The following is a 20,470-nucleotide window of genomic DNA, read 5'->3' on the forward strand; positions in this document are numbered from 1 at the left end:
CGCGGCAGGCGTTGGAGCCTGCCGCGGCTAACGACTAGTTGGCGCTGCGGGCACCCTGATAGCCGGCGGTGAATCCGCCGTCGACCATGTGCATGCCGCCGGTCATGAAGCTGGCGGCGTCAGACAGAAGGAAGGCCATGAGGTTGGCAACCTCTTCGGCAGTGCCAAGGCGCTGCACCGGATGCTTTGCCGTGAGGACCTGGCGGCGCTCTTCGGAGATGCCTCGCTTGACCATGGGTGTGTCGATGTAGCCGGGGCCCACGGCATTCACGCGGATGTTTTCCGCGGCGTAATCCAGCGCCGCAGCCTTGGTCAGCCCCACGATGGCGTGTTTGGCGGTCACGTACGAAGCGTTGTGGTAGGTTCCCCAGACGCCGGCGATCGAGGAGACGTTCACGATCGCGCCGCCCCCCGACTCCAGGATCGCGGGGATCTGGTAGCGAAGCCCGTACAGTACGCCGTTGAGGCTGACGTCCATTTCCCGATGCCACTCGTCCAGATCGATCTCGCCGACAGGTCGGCCCGTTGATCCAAGACCGACATTATTGACGGCGTAGTTGAGCCCTCCGTAGCTCGCGACCGCATGGTCCACCGCTGCCGAAACCTGGTCGGAGTCGGAGACATCGACGGTAAAGGCAGAGGCCGCACCGCCTGCGTCGCTGATCTCATCGGCGACCGCCTTAGCCGCGGCGGCAGAGATGTCGGCCACGACAACCGAGACGCCGTTGCGGGCAAGTAGGAGAGCCACCGCTGCGCCTATGCCCGAGCCGCCGCCGGTCACGATGGCTGCCTTGCCCCGGAATGTCCAGCTTTGTTCTGAAGAGTTCGTCATGTGAATGTTCCTTCGCTCAGATTGCCATGTATCCGCCGTCAACCGGGATGGTTACCCCGGTGATGTAGCCTGCCTGGTCGGAGACACAAAAAGTCACTGCCAGCGCGATGTCATCCGGGGTGGCGACCCTGCGCAACGGCAGCTTGGAAGCGTAGGACTCTAAATGCTGCTCCACGGCGGCATCCTCATCTTGCCCTTCGGCGCGCGACTTCGCTCCCGCGATAACCCCCGGCGTTACGGTGGCCACCGGCGCGACGGAAAGCACGCGGACGCCGGATGGTCCAAATTCACGCGCAAGGCCCTTCGTCAGCCCCCGGACCGCAGCCTTCGAAGCACCGTAGTGTGAACGGCCGTCGGTGCCGACCCGGAATCCGGACGTCGACCCGATGTTGAGGATGACGCCGGAGCCCTGCGGCACCATATGCCGTGCGGCGGCCTGGGCCCCAAAGAACGAACCATCGACATTGATGGACATGACGCGGCTCCACAGATCCGCCGTTGTGTCCAGGGCAAGCGCGCTCGGGAAGATGCCCGCGTTGTTTACCCAGATGTCCAGCCTGCCGTGCCGTGCGACGGCCTCAGCAGCCACCCGAACATGGTCGTCGCGGTTCGCGACGTCGATCTTGGAGCCAGAGACGGACGCCCCGGAATCTTCTAGCCCCGCCACGACTTCCTGCACCGCGTCATCGATGTCCGCCAGAACGACGGTGGCCCCTGCCTCGATGAAGCGTTTGGCAATCGCCAAGCCGATTCCCTGGGCTGCACCGGTAATGACGGCGACTTTGCCATCCAGTCGCGCCAGCTCCGCGAGCGGTCGATTCTCAGTAGACATGGTTCCCCTTCGTCTTTGAAGTTCATGTGCGAGAACTACCCGGGTGGATGTCTTGCGGTTCTGACACTATTGTTGGCAGAGTCGATATGTCAAGGAATTATCGACTCTGTGTCTCCACAGCGTATATATTCTCGGTCAGCGAAGGGACCACCGCCGTCGGGGAGGTTCATTGCCCACAGAGTAGACTCTTGAGTAGTAATTGGCCCTTCCCGGAAAATTTATGAAAGGTGCGGTCGGCACATGGTAAGAAGAGGTTCAGCGAATTCGCTCTCAGAGGATGTCTATCAGCGTATTCGTAATGCGTTGTTCGACGGCAGCATTCACCCGGGTGATCGACTCCAACCCGCGGTGCTCAGCAAGGAATACAACGCCAGTACGACGGTGGTCCGCGAGGCACTTGCCGTCCTGGCCGGTGAGCGTCTGATCACGTCAAGAGCGGGGCAGGGCTATTACGTACCTGAGATCGAGCCGGACCTTTTGCGTGACATTACGGTTGTGCGGTGCCACACGGAGAGTCTCGCTATCCGATGGGCGATGGAGCGCGGTGGCATCGAATGGGAGTCCCGTGTCATTGCAGCCCACCATCGTCTGACCCGTGCGCCTCGACGCTTGCCGGACGGTCATCCGAACCCTGAGTGGTCCCGCTTGCATACGGCCTTCCATACTGAGGTCATAGCTGGCAGTGGCATACCTGTCCTGATCGACATGTGTGAGCAGCTCAGTTCCGCCACGGAGATCTACCGGGTTTGGTCGGCACGCTTCACGGATTGGTCGGGGCGTGACGTCGAAGGCGAGCATGCAGGCATCCTCGAGGCTGTTCTCGAAGGGGATGCCGATCTGACGATTGCGCGACTGACCGCACATTACGAGGCTACCGCGAACCTCATCATCGACAATTGGCCTGCGGACGAGGTGGCCGCGTCCTGAGGACTCCCCCCGCCCTGCGCGGTACGGCCACGCGGTACGGCTGATGTCCTGCCGCCAGGTGTCAGGTCCGGTCAGGCTGGTCGTGTAAAAATGAGGGCAGTGGCGCGCTTCTTGATTTTCCAGCCGGCCACCGTGAGTTGCAGCTCATCGTTGTAGTCAAAGATTTTGTCGGGAAGCTGCAACGGCACCGGCATCCCTCCAGCATCGGACCCGGAGTAGAGCACCATCTGGGTCTGGATAACGGCCGTGTCGGAACTCGGCAGCCCGATCACCGAGCCCCCTGAGACATGCCTCGTCACGCGATCCGATGGAATAGCGCATAGGGCCGCCCGGATCACGTCCCGCCCATGGATCGGCACCCCACTGCCTGGGATCCAAACGCCGTCGTGAGCGAAACCATCGGCGTAAGCACTCGCATCGCCGTCATCCGCTGCCTTGCGCACCGCATTGAGCAGCTCAAGGCAGGCGAATTTCGCTGCTAGGATTTCCAAGTCGTCCATTTGCGTTCCTTTCAATTGCCGTCACTCCAGACAGCCGCGTTTGCCCTCGTCGGATCCTCCTACATATACGGCGATATCCCTGCACAGCTTTTCGATCGCCAAATCTGCATCCTCAACGATTCCGTACATGCCGATGAACCCGTGGATCTGGCCGTCGTAACGTGTCAGTTCACTGGGGACCCCATCACGGCGAAGGCGCGCGGCGAATTGCTCCGCTTCGTCCCTCAGCGGATCGCATTCGGCCGTAATGGTGATCGTCGCCGGGAGGCCGGCCAGGGACGTGGCATGAGCCGGAGAAATGAACGGATGCCGCCGAAGTGATTCGTCGGGAACGTACTGTGCCAGGAACCATTGCATCTGCCGGTGTTCGAGCGAATAGCCGGTCGCGTATTCGCGGTGCGAGCCCGTCTGCATATCGGAATCTATGACCGGGTAAATCAGGACTTGAAGCCTGGGTTTAATCCCGCCGGCGTCCCGCAGCTTAAGTGAGACGGCCACTGCGAGGTTCCCTCCCGCACTGGTACCGGCCAGGACAAGTCGCTGCGGATCGCCGCCGTACTCCCGGGCGTGCTCGTGAATCCACTGCGTGGCAGCAATCGCATCTTCCAGCGCAGCCGGGTAGGGGTGTTCGGGAGCCAGCCGGTAGTCAACGTTCAGCACCACTGCGCCGACACCGTTGGCGAGTTTCCGGCAGGTGGCGTCGTGCATGTCAAGATCACCCATGACCCAGCCGCCTCCGTGCAGGAAGACGATGACGGGGAACAGTCCGTCTGCGTCCGGCCGGTAAATACGTACCCGGGGGCCGCCGTCGATCCTAAGTTCATCCACGAATGCCACAGCTTCGGGTGTTGGCCTTGCTCGGGGGGTCCGCGACCTGTCGAGATAGGCACGGGAAGCCCCCGGATCCGTCAGCGCAGCCTCGGGAAAGACTGCGCCTTGGGCCAAAAGGACCTGTTGGATGTCTGGTTTAAGTGCCATCTACTGCCGACTCCTTTCGGAAAGCCTCACTGGTTCCGCACCGCAGTTCCATAGTATCTATTCATATCCTCAAAATCACTTTTAAGTCCGATAGTGTTAACTTCGAATAGCCGGACCATCGGGACCCTGCAACAGCGCCCAGCGCAACGATGGCGGATGTCAGAGCCGCCACCCCGGAGCTAACTACTACTACATCGACCTCGCGATGCCATGCATGAGGCAGTTCCGAGTTGCTCCCGATTGATTCCCCTTCGTGGCACTCAGTGAACGATGTCGCTACTTCCCCAGTGGGCGGCATAGTGCCCGATGAGCCCGGACGGCTCGAACCGGACGAGGCTGATGCAGTTCAACCGTTTGGTGTCTGTGCTTACACAAAGCGGCACGGCCACAGTGTCGGCAAACGACCCGCAGACCGGGCCTGAAATGCGCAGCCGTGCTCCGCGTTCCATCACTCCCGCGTAAAACGCACGGATTTCGCCCAGCCCGCGAAACTTCCGGCTTTCGTCGCCGACCGGATCTTCAACCAGCGCATCATCGGCGTAGAGTCGCACCACCGCCTCCAGGTCGCCGGCGGAGACCGCGGCGGCGTACTCCGCTACAACCCTTCGATAGCGGGCGATCTTCTCCTCCTGGCTGACATTGCCCGTGTTCAAACGCCCACCGCCGACGCACTGGGCACCAGTTCCAAGGTGACTTCCACATTGCCGCTTATTGCCCGGGAGTAAGGGCAGCGTTCATGCGCCAGCTTAAGCAGCCCCAGTTCTGCCGGAATGGCAAGGCGTTGTTGGATCATCCCGGCGTCCGAGCGCACATCGCCGTCGCGTCCGCCCCTGGTGACAGACGCCTCTGCTGTGTAGTTCATGTCCTCTTCCTTTCGTTGATTGATGGATCGGGCGGAGTTTCAGACAGCCGCGGGTGTGCCCAAAGCCGACATCGCGACGAGGGTGGCGGCATGCTCGCCGGCAGGATAGCCAAACACAAAGGCGTGGCCGAGCGTTCCCCGCCGCGGCCCGTTGGCGCTCCCGGTCGGGGACCCCATCACGTTGCCAGCAGCGTAAAGTCCGGGAACAGGCTGTCGATCGCCCTTGAGCACCCGGGCGTGGGCCGTCGGTTCGCGGACCGTCCTTCGTGCCCAGGGGTTCCGCAGTAGACCCGGACGGCGTAGTACGGCCCCGCATCGATGGGGCCGAGCACGGCCTCCCGGCCGACTCGTAGTGCGGGGGTCTCCCCACCAGATGTCGTTGGCGCTCTCGCCGCGGCCGTATTCATCGTCCTTGCAGTTGGCGACCTGCGCGTTCCAATGGACACCAAGCCCACGCGTCGCGGTAAGCGACGGCTCGCGATGGGCGTTCGCTGTCTTCTGATCCGGCCCGGGGCGGACGCGGAAGTCGGGGAATAAATCATTAAGCCATTCAAAATCGATTAATCGTTTTTTAGCATTGTAATCGATCTGTTGTGTATGAGAAGCTCATCCCAGCCGTTCTAGATAAAGGTTCAGGCATGCAGAAACTTGACCTCATGCCTAGTCCTGAGCCCTCGGTAGATTCCACCCCCAAAACCTAATACCGCAGCGCTGTGGACAGAGAGCTGCGGACAGAGATTGGAGTCGTTGATGACTGCGCAATTGGAAGACGTAAAGACCAGGCTAGAACTGGTCCAAAAAATCGCACCACTGCTCGACCGCGAAGCGGAGGCCGGGGCGGCACAGGGAAGGATCACGGACGCCGCGTCCGAAGCGCTCATCGGGACCGGCATCCTCACCATGAGCTCGCCGGCCGAACTCGGCGGAGATCAGGCGCCATACCAGGACTGGTTGCGTGTGATCGAAGAGGTCGGCCATGCCGACGCATCGGCCGCCTGGGGCGTACAATCCCTCGGTGGGCACGCCGGGGCATACCCGTCGCTGTTTCCAGAGGCCGGCGCGACAGCGATCTTCTCGGGACCCGTTCCTCCGCGCATCGCCGGTATGCCTGCCCCGCGCGGTAGGGCAGAGAAAGTCGACGGTGGTGTCATCTACACTGGCAGCCTGCAGTTCGCATCTGGTTCAAGCTGGGCGACGCATTTCACTGCGGGCGGCCTCCTGTACGAAAATGACGAGCTGTTGATGGCCGACAACGGTCTTCCCCGAATGATTTCGATCACCGTTCCCCGTGAAGATGTCCGACTCCTGGGCAACTGGGACGTTAACGGCCTCGAGGCCAGTGCGAGTGTCGACTACGAAATAGGCCCGCTGTTCGTTTCCGACGACTTCATAGTCTCGGTGAACCCTTGGGCGACAAAGGTCGAGCGGGGGGCTCCCTACTACGCCTTGAGTGCCGAGATCCTTGGCCCGATGGGGCACACTCCTGTCGTCCTGGGACTTGCGGGCCGTGCTCTGGAGGAGATCGCGGCTCTCGCGCCCAAGCGCAAGAGACAGGATGGTCCGTACCCGGCAGTCGGTGAACAGCCGATCTTCCTCCACGCGTTAGTGCTTCTGGACGCCGAACTGAACGCCGCCCGTCTCACGTTCTATCATCACGCAAAGAGCCTTAATGACTACGCTGACGCGGGACTCTGCCCGGCGACACAGGATCAGGTCAACCGGACGAAGCAGATTGCGCGATGGATTCACGATGTGGGTATCCGTTGCGCCGACTTCGCCTACGAATGGTCGGGTTCGGCTGGGCTCCGTAAGGGGCACGCGATCGGTCGGATCTTCAGGAACATGCATGCCATCAATCAGCACATCATCGTCGACCGGTCTGTTTTGCTCGACGCCGCCCCGACGGTCATGAAGGATCTGACCGCCAGCGCCGCGAAGATCGCACAGAGCTGACGGCGATCGTGCCCGTCCGCATGTCAACACTTGTAGGGAGAAAAGCAAATGCAGATAGGTAGAGTGACTGTCGACTCGGTCCTCGATGGCTACATGGCCATCGGAAGAGAGATCGAGTATCCAGACATGGCGGCATCGCGGTGGGAACCGTGGGTACACCTCTTGGGCAACGACGGCAAGGACGTCGTCAATCAACTGGGTGGATACCTCGTGCGCAGCGATGACTATGTCGCGCTCATTGATACGGGCTTCGGGCCGTCGAAGGTCGAAAACTGGCACGCGGGCGAACTGCTGAATTCGCTCGCTGCGCTCGGCATCACCCCGGAAGACATCACCGATGTGTTCTTCACCCATCTTCATTTCGACCACATCGGCTGGGCATCAGTCGATGGAAAGCCGGTTTTCCCCCACGCGAACTACCGGTGCCACGTCCGCGACTGGGAGCACTTCGTCAGCGTCGGCCACGCCGAGCGAATAGAGGAATCCGGTTTCCCCGACGAGATGAGCGCGGAGAATAAACTACGCCCCATCGAGCACCTGCTGAAGACGTGGCCGGGAACCGGTGAGATTCTTCCCGGACTCAGCGCATGGGCAACACCGGGGCACTCGCCGGGAACAACCGTGATCCGGCTGGACTCCGAAGGCGAGTCAGCGCTATTCATCGGGGACGTTGCCCACCATCAGGCCGAGCTATGCGAACCCGACTGGCAGGGAGTCGCAGATGACGATGTCGCTCTCGCCCGGCAGAGCAGGCAGGCCGTAGCCCAGTCCCTCGCTGAAACCGGAATCCCGTTCGTCGCCGCCCACTTCAGGGACTTCGAATGGGGCAATGTGATCGCCGACGGTTCCAAGTTCGGGTGGGCCCAGGTGCAAGAGACGGTCGAATCGAAATAGGCAACGGAATTGTCAGCCGGTTTGTGAAGCGCGCGGTGCCCTGAGTCAGGACCATCACCGCGCGCTTTCGCATTGGACCCCGGGGCGCAAAGTCGAAAGGTGGCACTGAAACCGGACGTGGCGAGCACACGGGTCGGCCGTCGCAGAAGCGATGACGGATACAGCCGCTTGGAAGTTCTACCTCTCGGTGTTGAGAACCTCGTGCCACAGGATTTCTTCGCATGGGGTGGCTCGCCCATTAGGACCAGCGATGGATCCTATCCATGGGCCATCCGCGACTTGTCGAGGGACAGCTCGCATCGACATGGAACCCAACATTGATACCGCTCGCTCAGAGCTTGACCCGCGCCCAGCCGCAGTGAACAAAGCCTGTGGTGATTTTCCTGTTGGCGGGGCAACCACAGGCAGGCCCGAGGCGAACTGCAACATCTGCCACTCAAGCGGCCACTAACTCCTACCAACACAATGCCAATCTGGGCATTTCCAAAACCTCGAAAGGATTCAGACTAATGACGATGAAGATCAATCCGGCCGGCCAAGCGCCCAGGGCTGGCGCTGGCCCGCGGGAAGTGCTCGCTTCCGCCAGTATCACTTCGGAGCAGTTCAAGGCGGTCTTCCGGAATCATGCCGGTGGCGTGGCGGTGATAACGGCGGATATCGGACAGGGACCGGTGGGGCTAACGGCGACGTCGGTTACTTCGGTCAGCCTCGACCCACCCTTGCTCATATTTTCGGTATCTGAGCTCTCCTCGAGCACGCCTACTATCCGGGAAGCGGACACCGTGGTCATTCATCTGCTCGGGGCAGATCAGCTCGATATCGCGAAGCTGTGTTCAACAAGCGGCATCGATCGATTCGCAGACACTTCGATCTGGTCCAGGCTCGTAACCGGGGAACCTATGTTTCCTTCGGCCCATGCCTGGATCCGCGGCCGGATCGTCAATACCATGGCCGCCGGTGGTTCCACGGTCGTGGCCGTCCAGGCCCTTCAGGCACTGTCTCCGAGGGACGCCGACGACCCGCTTCTGGGACGCCCTCTCGTCTATCACAACCGCACATGGCACGTACTGGGAGAGCATTCCAAGCTATAGATCAGCGGTTGTACCAACCCGAGATCGGGGCGCCTAGCCGTGGGGCGGCATGTTCCTAGCGGGGCCGGGCGCTGTGTGGCCGATTCAGCCCGGACAGCTTCGCCAGCCCGTAGCGGTGAGATGACCCGGTGGAGGCGGGATGCCCAGCTATAACCGATCCCTGCCAACCGTCTATGCCCTTCCGGGCCTGCGCCGCAGCGAGGACCTTGGAGCGTTCGAGTCTCTGGCCGGCAGCGAGGCCGTAACGGATCGGCGGGCGCGTTCGGCCCGGTCAAGGTGTGATGGTCGGTGGTTGAACCAGTCTATGTACCCGGTCCTGGGCCAGATGCCCATCTCCGGGGCATCGAGCGCCAGATCGGTGTAGAGGCTGGTGGCCACCTGCCACCGACGACCGGCACGAGATCAGATAGATGACGAACGCCGCATAAACCAGCGGGCGAACGTGCGGACGTACGTCATGTCCGCGACCCACAGCCGGTTCCCTTCTGACGCATGAGCCGCTCGACGGCGCACGGCGCAGCCGGGATGTCCTGGCAGCCCAGCGCCTTGCGGATCTCTTTCCGGGCGCGCACATCCCCTCGACGGCCAGTCGGGCTCCGGCGCGATAGACAAGCCGAGGCCTGCTTCAGGATCGGGTTCTCCAGGCGCAGCTCGCGGACCTCGCGCTCGCGTTCGGCGATCCGGTCCAAGTCCGCCGTCGTCGTCCCTGGACGCAGGCCCTCGTCGACCTCCGCCCGGCTCACCCCAGGTCCGCAGCGCCTCGGGATTCACACCGAGCTGTCCACCGATCCGGCGGTACGCTTCGGTCCTTGTCGAGGGGTCTTTCCTTGCATCGATAGCCATCCGCGTTTCACGCTCACGCAACTCGAACGGGTACTTCCGTTGTGGTGGCATGGGAACCATCCATCCGGGTGACCTTTTGCTCTTCATAATCGATTCGTACTTGTTTTTTATAATTTGTCTGGATAATGTGTTTCCAGCGGTTCTAGGGCCATTGCCCCTACATCCGGCCGCACGGACTACCCACGCGGAACGATGTCCGATCAACTGGAGCTCCCCCGGGAGTCCGTACAGCCACCCACCGTGAGGGGATCAGATCATGAGGTATGCAAGCTACGTGTCTTCGGACGGAAACAAGACCTGGGGCGTGGAGCGCGATGGTGTTCTGCACGACCTGGGGCCTTCGGGGAAGAATCTCGCGGACTCGTTGAAGGCGGCCATCGTTGCCGGGCTCTTTGCTGCTGATAACGCCGATCTGGAGGGGGCGCCGCTGACGAACGTTGAAGGAGCGGAGTTCCTTCCGCCGATTGTCAATCCCGGCAAGATCCTGTGCATCGGGGTGAACTACCGTTCGCATCGTGATGAGGTCGGAAAGCCCGACCCCTCGGCTCCGACGGTCTTCACGCGTTTTGCGGACTCGCAGATGGGCCATAACCGCCCGGCGGTCCGGCCTGCCGTCTCTGACGCCTTCGACTACGAGGGAGAACTGGCGTTGGTCATCGGCAGGGACGCCTACCAGGTCGCGGAAGAGGATTCCTGGGGGGTCATTGCCGGCTACGGTGCGTACAACGATTTCAGCGTCCGCGACTGGCAGAAGGCCTCAACTCAGTGGACCGCCGGCAAAAACTTCCCTGACACTGGCGCCTTCGGCCCGTACCTCGTCCCCGTTTCGGATATCGATGACATCAACGCGCTCAAGCTCGAGACCCGGGTGAACGGTGAAGTCCGCCAGTCGGCCACCGTCGCCGACCTCATCTTCAACATCCCGCAAATCATAGCCTTCGTGTCCGCATTCACCCCGTTGCAGGCTGGCGACATCATCGTCACGGGCACCCCCGGCGGTGTGGGGCAGTTCATGGAACCCAAGGGCCTGCTGAGTCACGGCGACGTAGTTGAGGTTGAGATTACGGGCTTGGGAGTCCTTTCCAACCCCGTTATGCAAGGCTGAGACCATGATCGACTTTGAGACCGACGTGTTCATCGTCGGATCCGGACCCACCGGTTCCGCCGCCGCACTCGCGCTGGCGACTTACGGTATCCGGACCCACATGGTGACGCGGTACCGCTGGCTTTCCAACACCCCGCGTGCACACATCACCAACCAGCGGACCATGGAGGTCCTACGGGACCTGGGAGTCGACGAGGAAGTCGAGCGGTACGGGTCGGAGTGGGACGTCATGGGGGATACTCTCTTCGCTACGAGCCTTGCGGGCACGGAGATCGCGAGAATCCGAACCTGGGGTACCGGAGACGAGAGATTCGGGGACTACTTGCGCGGCTCCCCCTGCACCATGCTGGACGTGCCGCAGCCGTATATGGAGTCTGTTCTGCTGCGTAACGCGGCAGAACGCGGCGCGCACCTCTCGTTGAACACTGAATACCTCTCGCACGAGCAGGACAACGACGGCGTTACGGTAAAGCTGCTGGACCGTCTCAGCGGACGAGAATACGAGGTTCGGGCAAAATACCTGATCGGTGCCGACGGCGCCCGGTCACAAATTGCCGAGGAAATCGGTCTCGAAATTGAGGGACACCAGGGCAGGGCCAACACCGCCTATGTCCAGTTCACAGCGGACCTGTCCCGCTACGTCGCACACCGTCCGAGCATCCTGCACTGGATCATGTCGCCAAGTGCCAGCTACGGCGAGATCGGCATGGGCCTGCTGCGGGCCATCCGTCCATGGACGAAATGGATTGCCGGCTGGGGATACGATCCGGCCCAGGGCGAGCCTGACTTCTCCCCCGAGGCTGTGATCGAGAAGATCCGCACACTGGTCGGCGACCCGGAGCTTGAGATAAGTATCGATGCCACGTCCACGTGGCTCGTGAATCAGGCCTATGCTACGACTTATTCCGTCGGACGCGTTTTCTGCGGGGGTGACGCCGTCCACCGCCATCCGCCCTCGGGCGGCCTGGGATCCAACACCTGCATCCAGGATGCGTTCAACCTCGCGTGGAAGCTCGCCTTCGTCCTCAAGGGCGACGCCGGCGCTGCGCTGCTCGACTCTTATACGCATGAAAGGATGCCGGTTGGCCGGCAGATCGTCGAACGTGCAAACAAATCACGGGCCGACTTCGGACTGCTGAACGAAGCCATCCGGACCGAGGGAGCGGCCGACCCGATCGCCGCGGCAGTGGCGAAGCTCCGGGATCCCTCACCGGAGGGCGTCAAGACGCGCGAGGCCATCACCAAGGCATTGGCCGGCAAGAACTACGAGTTCAACGCCCAAGGCGTGGAAATGAACCACCGCTATGTCTCGGCCGCCGTCATCCCTGACTGTGCGGAAGAAGAACACTGGACCCGCGACCCGGAACTCTTCCTCCAGCCCAGCACTAGGCCCGGCGCCAAACTTCCCCACGCCTGGCTTGTGAATAGTCAGGGTGTGCGCACCTCGACCCTGGACGTCATCGGACACGGGCTGCTCACGTTGGTCACCGGCTTGGGCGGGCAGGCCTGGGTGAAGGCCGTCGAGGCCCTCGGCCACCCGTTCCTGCGCGCCGTCGTGATCGGCGACCCTGGGACCGAGGACGCCTACGGCGAGTGGGCAGCCCAGCGGGACATGGACGAAGCGGGGGCACTGCTCGTCCGTCCGGACGGCTACATCGCCTGGCGCCAGCGTGAGGCAATGTGGAACTCGGACGACGCCGCAGCGCAGCTCGGCACCGCCATCGGCACCATTTTGCACAAGGGGGCATAAGATGACCGCGCGAAGAATCCCCCTCGAAGACAGACTCAACATCCAAGATCTCTACGCCCGGCAATCCCACGCGATCGACGGCGGGGACGCGGCCGGATGGGCTCGGACCTACACAGTCGACGGTTCGTTCATTTCCCCGACTTTCAATCTGACGGCGGTCGGACATGAGGAGCTCGAGAAGTTTGCCCAGACGTCGAACGATTCGGCGCTGGCCCGCGGGGAGCAACTGCGTCACTGGCTGAACTCCCTGGTCCTCAGGCCACGCGACGCAGACACCATTGACGCTAACGCCTACCTTTTGATCCTTGCGACATCCGTGGACGGGACGCGGATAGACCGCAGCCTGCGGATTGAAGATGTCATCACGTGCGTGGGAGGCGAATGGCTGTTTATCAGCCGGACAGTCTTTCGAGACGCAAGCTAATTTCCCACCTGCACGCGTTGCTGACAGGCAACAGAATAAGGAGTTACACATGTCCTGGGGCTTGATCAGGGAGATGGGCCATGTCGCCATTCAAACGACGGATGTGGACGCTGCAGTTGCGGATGCGACCCAGCTCTTGGGGCTGCGGGTCACCGAGCGGACCGGCAACGATGTCAACCTGGCTGCCGGCAATGTCCATCACGAGCTTGTCTACGTTGACTCCAACGTCAACGGCATTCACAGCCTTGGACTGATCGCACGTGACGGTGAGGCTTTGCGCACGATCAGGAAACGCGTCGAAGCGGAGAATCTGCACATCGTCAGCGACAAGGCTTACAGTGCGGGGGTCCAGGACGGCTTTTCGTTCATCGGACCGGAAGGCTGGATTTTCGAAATCTATGTCGGAATGCAGGAGAACATCTCCCGGGAGCCCACCTTCGGACCCAATCGCTACGGACACATCAACTTTCATCCCCAGGACGTAGTGGGGATGAAGAACTTTCTGGAACGCGTCCTGGATTTCCGCCTGTCCGACGTCATCGGAGACGATTTCGCCTATTTCATGCGCTGCAATCCGGACCACCACGGCATCGCGCTGATTGCCGGACGCGGGACTTTCCACCACCATGCCTGGGAAGCACAATCCATCGCCGACCTGGGGAAACTTGGAGACCGCCTGCATCTGGCCGGCCGAGAATTGATCTGGGGCCCCGTCCGCCATGGAGCCGGGCACAACATCGCTGCCTACTACGTCGAGGCCTCGGGCGCGGTCGTGGAACTCTACACGGATCTCGAGCAGATCTACGATGACGCTCGCCCGCCCATCAAATGGGGCGCCGACGACAACTGGTGGAACATGTGGAGCAGCTTCCGCCCGGACAGCTTCCGGACCTTCGGCATCCCACCGGTGACCAACAGGCGATAGCCGTCAAGCCATGGTCGGTTGACTTCGAGATATCTCGAGGCTCCTTGATCCGGTGACTCCCGCGTAGATGCAGCCCGCCGGGAGTCACGCGCGACTCCCATCGCTTACCTCACACCTTCACCTCACAACCTCCTGGGAGCACCCTTGTCAGACATCGACGTTCTGGTTATTGGATCCGGCATCGCCGGTCTCAGCGCGGCCATCGCCGCCCGGCAGGCGGGAGCCGAATCGGTCATTATCGCCGAGGCAGCGGGGGGCATCGGCGGAGCCTCTCGACTGTCCTCGGGCCTGATCGTCGGCGCGGGTACCGCGATGCAGGCGACCGCCGGGATCGCGGATTCGGCAGAACTCATGTTCCGGGACTACATGAACGCGAACCAGTGGGGACTCGACGGCGGGGTCACGCGCCGCCTCGCCGCGGAATCCGGACCGACCATCGACTGGCTGGTCTCCCTCGGTGCCGAGTTCCATCCCACCCCTGTCAGCGGCGGTTACGAGACCCAGCCACGCTGCGCGGTCGCGATCGACGAAGGTCAGGGCCTCATCGATGCCCTCGCACGGGCTGCGCGCAACCTCGACATCGACGTCGCGCTCGGCCAGCGCGTCGACCGGCTGCTGGTAAAGGACGGCGTAGTCGTCGGAGCAGCAGTGGGAGACGACGAGCTGTCCGCGTCGGCCGTGATCATCGCGAGCGGGGGCTTCGGTTCGAACCCAGAGAAAATCGCGGAGTTCTACCCAAGCCTCGCGAAGGCCGGCGACTGGCTCTGGTACGTGGGAGAAGACGGCTCGCACGGCGACGCTATCGATCTCGGTCAGCAGGTCGGCGCCCGCATCACCGGTCACGACACCGGCTGCAGCATGTTGGCGCCCGGGTTCACCCGTTCCCACGAAACCTACCTGCCGGGCTGGCTCGTCATCGTCGATCCGGACGGGCAGCGCTTCATCGCCGAGAACGCGCACTACTCCGCGCTTGACCGCCAGGCAGTCCTGCGCGGCGGCCGGTTCTTCGTGCTCTTCGATTCCCAAGCGCTGGACCCCGAGGCCGCCAAAGCCACGCCCTTCTACGCGGGCGGGAGCAAGGCCTACCCGGGGCGCACGGAGCGCACCAGCCCCAACTGGAATCCAGACATCCTGCGGGAAATGGTGGCCGCGGGCCGTATCCCCTTCGCAGACAGCATCGCCGAACTTGCCGTAGCCGTGGGAGTCCCGGATGACCAGCTCGAGGCTACCATCGCCGAATACAACGAGGGCGCGCAGGCTGGCCTCGACCGCATGGGAAAGTACCCCGAGTTCCTCCGCCCCCTCGAAAAAAGCCCGTTCTACGCCGCTGAAATCCGGCTGTCGGAGATCGTGATCACCGGCACCGGACTGCAGATCGATCCGGAGGCCCGGGTGCTCGATGCCCTCGGATGTCCGATCCCCGGTTTGTTCGCCGCGGGCGAGGCAACGGGCGGGGTGATCTGGCCGTTCTATCCAAGCAGCGGTAGCTCGCTCGGACACGGCGCGGCCTTCGGGCGAGTCGCCGGAACAAATGCGGCAGCCAGGTCTATCGCCGGGGCATGACGCCCGGGAACTGGAATCTCAAGAAGGGGTGCTCATCTCCGTCGACGATAGGGTCCGGCCGGTGACATAGGTCTCATTGCCGCCGACCGAGCTGCAATCTCAGGGGACGGCCGCATGGGTTGCCGGCCCGTCGGTACCGGCATGATAGAGCCCCGAGCCGTTCCATGACCCGGGGGGTGTTGTTACCGGGGTGCGATCTGCGCCACGAAGCAGGTGCACGCCTCCGTATCGAACCACGGTACGGGAGATGGAGCTCGGTTCGGCACACTGGTTTGGAGCCAACTTCCAGGAAGCGGCACGGGACGCCCCTGAGCCATCACCGGTCGACGACCCCAGATTTGAGCGCTCCTACGGTTGCTCCGACGGGATCCAGAAATCAAACGGATCAAGATCCGTTCCCACAGGATAGACGTTACCCAGGAGGCCCGAACCGTCGTCGGTCAGAGCCGCCGGGACACCGCTCCATCGCAAGCCCTCCCCCGTCCGAACCGGTTTGGTCGGGATCGCTTCGGCGAACACGACCCGGGTCGGCGCCCCAGACGAAGAGCTGTCCACCGACAGCACCATATGGCCGGACGTTACCTCCACCCAAGGATCTGAGATCGTCACATGCAACATGCCACGATATCCCCGGAACCGGATCGAGCCGTGGAACCGGATGACTCCCGTTCCCCGGTCAGGGTCGTATGACGAGGCCGGATCGAGGTGGAACACGACGGCCTGTTGCTCGATCCGACCATCACCCCGGAGCCATTCTTCGGTGCCGTCCGGTATTGAGCGCACGTAGTCGCGAAAGCGCGAATAGACATTCCAACTGAGATCACCACTGGTTGTGGGCGATTCTAGGTACATTGCTTGCCTCACTGACACACGGCCTCATGCACGATGTCAAGGGATGGGTCAGGTTACTCCAGAAGCGCGGAACTTGCGGTTCGGAGGGGCTACTTCGTCACCACCGCAGCCCTCAATCCCTCCCGCAGGCCCCGATAGTGCTCGAGCGCCTCGATCCAGGATGCCCCGATTGCGATCCGGCGGCGATCCTTCATGATCTTCGACGGCTCATTCACTGCCAGGGCTCCGATCAGCCGGTCTCCCGAACGATAGAGGGCGACGAACCGGTCATCCTCCACTGCGCCGAAGACGACTTCGGGTTGTTCCCTGCCGGCCCTGCCCGCGAATTGGATCCGGTTCCCGTACCAATCACTCCAGAAATAGGGAACGGTCGAGTACGCGGACCTTTCGGTTGCGCTCACAGCGTTCCGTCCAGCGACATTGCCCTGTTCGTTGGCGCTGGTCCAGTGTTCAAGGCGCATCGGGGCGCCCATCGCCCCGTTCGGCCAGTGGGCGATGTCACCGGCGGCAAAGACGCCCGGGATCGACGTCTCGAGGAACTCATCGCAGACGATGCCTCCATCTGGATTCATGGCGATACCGGAATCCTTCAGCCAGGACGTTGCAGGGGAGGCCCCGATGGAGACCAGGAGCAAATCTGTGCTGAGGGTCGTTCCATCGCTCAGAATCGCTCCGCGCAGCCCGTTCGCGTCAGCATTGACCTCGGTGATGGTCACGCCGCATCGCAGATCAACCCCGTTTCGGCGGTGCATTTTGGAGATCGACTGCCCCATCTGCTGGCCCAAGGCGCGTTCGAGTGGAAACATGCTCGCTTCGATGATCGTGACCTGGCCCCTGCGCTTTCGGGCGGCCGAGGCGATCTCGGCGCCGATGAAACCGGCGCCGAGGATCGTGATCTCGCGCCCGGCCTCGATGGCCTCGCGAATGGCCAGCGCATCATCCACGCTCCGAAGCGTGTGCACACCCGGGACGGAGGCGTACTCGGGAAGAACCCGGGGCGTGGCGCCCGTGGCGAGCACCAGCGCGTCATAGTGAACGCGCTCTCCTCCGACCAGGACGGCCTGTTCGGAGGGGATCAAAGCCGATGCCCCCTCCCCGAGCAGCAGCGTCGCGTCCAATTCGTCTGCGTAGAGGGCGGCATCATGAAAGTAGGGCACGTCCCGGTCGTCGTTCAGGAATCCCTTGGACAAGGGCGGCCGGTCATAGGGAAGACGCTCCTCGTCGCCGATCAGGATGATTTCTCCGGCGAAACCGGCCCGCCGGGCAGCCCGGACCGCTTGCACGCCTGCCAGGGACGCCCCCACGACGACCAGGCGGCGGACCTCACGGGCCGATTCCGAGATACTCACGGCACGAGTCTCAGGGCGGTGGTCGGGCAAGAAAGGACGGCTTCCTCGACTTCCAGAACGTCTGGGCTTCCTCCGACAGTTTCACGGAGCACCAACAGTTTCCCGTCGTCCTGCACCTCGAAATACTCCGGGGAGGCGGCTTCGCAGAGTCCCAGTCCCACACATTTGGCACGATCAACTTCTATTTTCATCAACTTGTCTCTCTGATTACGGCGCAGGCTGCGCGCGGGCTAGGCGATATGGACCGGAAGGTGCCGAACGCCATTGATGATGCTGCTGACGAGATATTCCGGTTCGCCTGTGATCGTCACCGTCGTGCGGCGGAGGAGCTGCCCGAACAAGGCCTGCAACATTGCGGTGGCAAGCCGGTTTCCGAGGCAGTAGTGGACACCGCCGCCGCCGAACGAAATTTGCGGGTTCGGCCGTCTCGAGAGGTCGAACCGCATAGGATCAACAAACCGTTCTTCATCCCGGTTACCTGATGTGTAGAAGATTGCGACCTTGTCGCCCTTGGAAATCTCCTGCCCGCGAAACGTGATGTCCCTGGCCGCCGTGCGCGCGTGCGCAATAACGGGAGTTGCGTTGCGCAGGAACTCATTCGTCGCTGTGCCGATCCTCCCGTCGAAGTCCGCCATTAGCCAATCTTTCTGGTCCGGATTCGCCGCGAGCGCCATCAAGGTCAGCGTGGTGGTCTGCTTCGTCGTGTCGTTCGAGCCGACCGCCATCAGCGACGTGAATCCGGCGATATCCTCATCCGTCAGGCGCCGGCCGTCCAGCTCAGCCTGGACCAGGCTGGTCATCAGGTCGTCGCGTGGGTCCTCGCGTCGCTCGGCTGCCAGCCGGAGTCCCAGAGCGCGGAAGTAGGCCTTCGCCTCGACGAAAGACTTGAGCGGGTCCTCCGGGTTCCCGGCTTCCGGATCCCCCTGTGCGACGACGCTGTTCGACGCTTTGCCGAAGGCTTCCCTTTCCGACTCCGGGAGTCCGAACAGCCGTGCGCCGGTGATTGACGGAAGCTTCTCCGATACTGCGGCAACGAAGTCAATGTCGCCTGCCCCGATCAGATCGTCAACTATCAACTCCGCAGTCTCATGGATCTGGTCGATCATCCTGGCAACGTTTTTCGGCGTGAACGCTGTGCTCACCAGTGCTCGGTTGTTCTTTTGTTCCTCACCGTCCTGGGTGTGGAAGAACGCACCGATCCGCGGATCGAAGGGCAGTGGATCCGCGATGTTTCCCAGTCCGGATAGGAACACATCATCCATTCGCGCCACTTCGGTGATGTCCGCCGCCGTCGTAACGGCCCAGAAGCCTTTCTCCTCGTGCTCGTAGGCGACCTCAATCGGGCGGTGGAAGCTGACCGGGGCTTCTTTCCGCAACCTGGCGAACGACTCGGCACGCTCCTCAAAAGGCTTCGACCAGAAGGCCCTGGATGAAATGTCAATGTCTGTCGTGAGATCGTGGTCGACATACGCTTTCTTGGCGGGGTTGATGACTGTATCCATGTTGACTCCTTTGTCTCCCCTGGTTGTTCGATGCTTCCGATAGCGATTTAACAAAGAGCGCCTCAGGCCGTTTAAAGCTGGCTCCAAGATAAATAGCTAAACAATATAGGTCATGGGATAGTGTATTTCTGCTATCCTTGTAGATTTCATCCGTTCCAGAACACAGGACGCAGGACCGGAGTCGGGCTCCTCAGATCAGTCGAACACGACCACCGTGCGGGCGACGGCGCCGCTCTCCATACGCTCGATGGCGTCCGCCAATTTGCTGAGCGGGATACGCTCACCGATCAGTTCATCAAGGCGGAACTGTCCCCGGAGGTAGAGGTCGGCCATGATCGGGATATCAAGTTTGAAGTTATTGGAACCCATCAGAACGCCTTTCACGCCCTTCCCGTTCATAATCAGGGAAGCGCCGGGAAGCGGAATGGTGACGTTCTGTCCCGGTACGCCCACGAAGTAGGCGTCGTGACCGGGCTTGAGGATCTCGACCGATTCGAGCATGGTCTGCTGCAGACCGATGCACTCGAAGGAGAAATCGACTCCGCCGCCGGTCAGCGCACGAATCTGCGCAACGGTGTCGCCGTTGCGTCCGTTGACGACGTCGGTGGCACCGAATCGCTTCGCCAACTCGAGCTTGTCCTCGGCGATGTCGATCGCAATGATCTGGCGTGCGCCGCTCATCCTGGCCGCCTCGATGGCGCTGAGGCCGACCCCGCCCGCGCCGAACACCGCGACGATGCTGCCGGCGTTGACCTTCGCCGCTTTGATGACGGCGCCGGCGCCGGCGGTGACTGCACAGCCGAGCAGTGCCGCGATGTCCAGGGGCATCTCGTCGGCCACCTTCACAAGCGCGTCCTCGCCCACGAGCAGGTACTCGGCGAAGCCTGCCAGGCCGCCGCCCTGCGCGACCTCCTGGCCTTGGTACGTTAGCCGCGGGGAGTCGCGTTGGACGTTGCGGCGATTCGCGCACAGCTGCGTGAATCCCTCCAGGCACTGCTGGCAGTGTCCGCAGTGCCTGGAGGTGCAACCGACGACCTTGTCGCCGACCGCGAACTCCGTGACTGCGCTTCCGACTTTTTCCACGTAACCGGCGACTTCGTGCCCGATCACTGCTGGCGCGTTGACCGCGCCGAGCAGCGCGCCGTTGATGATGTGGATGTCGCTGTGGCAGAGGCCGCATGCGGCAACCTTCACGAGCACTTCATCAGGCTTCGGATCGTCGATAGTGACTTGTGCAATGACCGGTTTGCCGGGCATTTCGAGAATAAGCGATGCAAGCACGTTTGAA

Annotated in this window: 21 protein-coding genes; 9 read left to right on the forward strand and 12 right to left on the reverse strand. The window is 62.2% G+C overall.

What is annotated here, in order from left to right; translation table 11 throughout:
• Positions 1–34 precede the first annotated feature (34 nt).
• Together HNP00_RS21965 and HNP00_RS21970 are read right to left on the reverse strand one after the other, a co-directional pair.
• On the reverse strand, positions 35–832 hold the full coding sequence (locus tag HNP00_RS21965; RefSeq protein ID WP_184741838.1) for an SDR family NAD(P)-dependent oxidoreductase: 798 nt from the start codon (positions 830–832) through the stop codon (positions 35–37).
• A 16-nt stretch (positions 833–848) separates the two neighbouring features.
• Positions 849–1,664, reverse strand: a complete 816-nt coding sequence (locus tag HNP00_RS21970; protein WP_184741839.1) for an SDR family NAD(P)-dependent oxidoreductase — start codon at positions 1,662–1,664, stop codon at positions 849–851.
• Between the two features lie 240 nt (positions 1,665–1,904).
• Between HNP00_RS21970 and HNP00_RS21975 the strand changes: the two genes are divergently transcribed.
• Positions 1,905–2,591 carry a GntR family transcriptional regulator gene (locus tag HNP00_RS21975; protein WP_184741840.1) on the forward strand — a complete coding sequence of 229 codons (687 nt, stop codon included), beginning with the start codon at positions 1,905–1,907 and terminating at the stop codon, positions 2,589–2,591.
• Between the two features lie 71 nt (positions 2,592–2,662).
• Here the strand turns inward: HNP00_RS21975 and HNP00_RS21980 are convergent, their stop codons facing one another.
• From HNP00_RS21980 to HNP00_RS23875, 5 genes are all read right to left on the reverse strand, one after another.
• On the reverse strand, positions 2,663–3,091 hold the full coding sequence (locus tag HNP00_RS21980; protein ID WP_184741841.1) for an SgcJ/EcaC family oxidoreductase: 429 nt from the start codon (positions 3,089–3,091) through the stop codon (positions 2,663–2,665).
• Positions 3,092–3,112: 21 nt separating this feature from the next.
• Positions 3,113–4,069, reverse strand: coding sequence for an alpha/beta hydrolase (locus HNP00_RS21985; protein WP_184741842.1), 957 nt, complete (start codon positions 4,067–4,069; stop codon positions 3,113–3,115).
• A 260-nt stretch (positions 4,070–4,329) separates the two neighbouring features.
• A complete protein-coding gene (locus HNP00_RS21990) occupies positions 4,330–4,722 on the reverse strand; it encodes a nuclear transport factor 2 family protein (protein WP_184741843.1) in 393 nt (130 codons plus the stop codon).
• On the reverse strand, positions 4,719–4,931 hold the full coding sequence (locus HNP00_RS21995) for a hypothetical protein (protein WP_184741844.1): 213 nt from the start codon (positions 4,929–4,931) through the stop codon (positions 4,719–4,721). Before HNP00_RS21995 ends, HNP00_RS21990 begins: the two co-directional genes overlap by 4 nt.
• A gap of 39 nt (positions 4,932–4,970) precedes the next feature.
• Positions 4,971–5,162: an FAD-binding protein gene (locus HNP00_RS23875; protein WP_184741845.1), complete on the reverse strand. Its 192-nt coding sequence runs from the start codon at positions 5,160–5,162 to the stop codon at positions 4,971–4,973.
• A 519-nt stretch (positions 5,163–5,681) separates the two neighbouring features.
• Here HNP00_RS23875 and HNP00_RS22005 point away from each other — a divergent pair.
• The 8 genes from HNP00_RS22005 (at position 5,682) to HNP00_RS22040 (ending at position 15,479) form a co-directional block, all read left to right on the forward strand.
• Positions 5,682–6,884, forward strand: a complete 1,203-nt coding sequence (locus HNP00_RS22005; protein ID WP_184741846.1) for an acyl-CoA dehydrogenase family protein — start codon at positions 5,682–5,684, stop codon at positions 6,882–6,884.
• 48 nt (positions 6,885–6,932) lie between these two features.
• Entirely contained in the window at positions 6,933–7,778 is an 846-nt protein-coding gene (locus HNP00_RS22010; RefSeq protein WP_184741847.1) for an MBL fold metallo-hydrolase, read from the forward strand.
• Positions 7,779–8,293: 515 nt separating this feature from the next.
• A complete protein-coding gene (locus HNP00_RS22015; protein WP_184741865.1) occupies positions 8,294–8,869 on the forward strand; it encodes a flavin reductase family protein in 576 nt (191 codons plus the stop codon).
• Between the two features lie 1,099 nt (positions 8,870–9,968).
• A complete protein-coding gene (locus tag HNP00_RS22020; RefSeq protein WP_184741848.1) occupies positions 9,969–10,817 on the forward strand; it encodes a fumarylacetoacetate hydrolase family protein in 849 nt (282 codons plus the stop codon).
• A 4-nt stretch (positions 10,818–10,821) separates the two neighbouring features.
• Positions 10,822–12,567 carry an FAD-dependent monooxygenase gene (locus HNP00_RS22025; RefSeq protein WP_184741849.1) on the forward strand — a complete coding sequence of 582 codons (1,746 nt, stop codon included), beginning with the start codon at positions 10,822–10,824 and terminating at the stop codon, positions 12,565–12,567.
• Between the two features lies 1 nt (position 12,568).
• Positions 12,569–12,991 carry a nuclear transport factor 2 family protein gene (locus HNP00_RS22030; protein ID WP_184741850.1) on the forward strand — a complete coding sequence of 141 codons (423 nt, stop codon included), beginning with the start codon at positions 12,569–12,571 and terminating at the stop codon, positions 12,989–12,991.
• 49 nt (positions 12,992–13,040) lie between these two features.
• Complete coding sequence (locus HNP00_RS22035) at positions 13,041–13,916, forward strand: VOC family protein (protein WP_184741851.1); 876 nt, start codon at positions 13,041–13,043, stop codon at positions 13,914–13,916.
• Positions 13,917–14,060: 144 nt separating this feature from the next.
• Positions 14,061–15,479 (forward strand): FAD-dependent oxidoreductase, encoded by a 1,419-nt coding sequence (locus tag HNP00_RS22040; protein WP_184741852.1) that lies wholly within the window; start codon positions 14,061–14,063, stop codon positions 15,477–15,479.
• A 348-nt stretch (positions 15,480–15,827) separates the two neighbouring features.
• On the opposite strand, the gene HNP00_RS22045 is transcribed toward HNP00_RS22040, so the two are convergent.
• The 5 genes from HNP00_RS22045 to HNP00_RS22065 form a co-directional block, all read right to left on the reverse strand.
• The gene (locus tag HNP00_RS22045; RefSeq protein WP_184741853.1) at positions 15,828–16,331 is read right to left on the reverse strand and encodes an HtaA domain-containing protein; all 504 of its coding nucleotides are present in this window, start codon (positions 16,329–16,331) and stop codon (positions 15,828–15,830) included.
• Between the two features lie 89 nt (positions 16,332–16,420).
• Positions 16,421–17,680, reverse strand: coding sequence for an NAD(P)/FAD-dependent oxidoreductase (locus tag HNP00_RS22050; RefSeq protein ID WP_221451734.1), 1,260 nt, complete (start codon positions 17,678–17,680; stop codon positions 16,421–16,423).
• Positions 17,677–17,871 carry a ferredoxin gene (locus tag HNP00_RS22055; RefSeq protein ID WP_184741854.1) on the reverse strand — a complete coding sequence of 65 codons (195 nt, stop codon included), beginning with the start codon at positions 17,869–17,871 and terminating at the stop codon, positions 17,677–17,679. The genes HNP00_RS22050 and HNP00_RS22055 overlap by 4 nt, the downstream gene beginning before the upstream one ends.
• Before the next feature lie 39 nt (positions 17,872–17,910).
• Positions 17,911–19,182 (reverse strand): cytochrome P450, encoded by a 1,272-nt coding sequence (locus tag HNP00_RS22060; protein ID WP_184741855.1) that lies wholly within the window; start codon positions 19,180–19,182, stop codon positions 17,911–17,913.
• Between the two features lie 195 nt (positions 19,183–19,377).
• Positions 19,378–20,463, reverse strand: coding sequence for a zinc-binding dehydrogenase (locus tag HNP00_RS22065; RefSeq protein WP_184741856.1), 1,086 nt, complete (start codon positions 20,461–20,463; stop codon positions 19,378–19,380).
• Between the last annotated feature and the right edge of the window lie 7 nt (positions 20,464–20,470).

It is taken from the genome of Arthrobacter sp. AZCC_0090, from assembly GCF_014207375.1.
Taxonomy (GTDB): Bacteria; Actinomycetota; Actinomycetes; order Actinomycetales; family Micrococcaceae; genus Arthrobacter.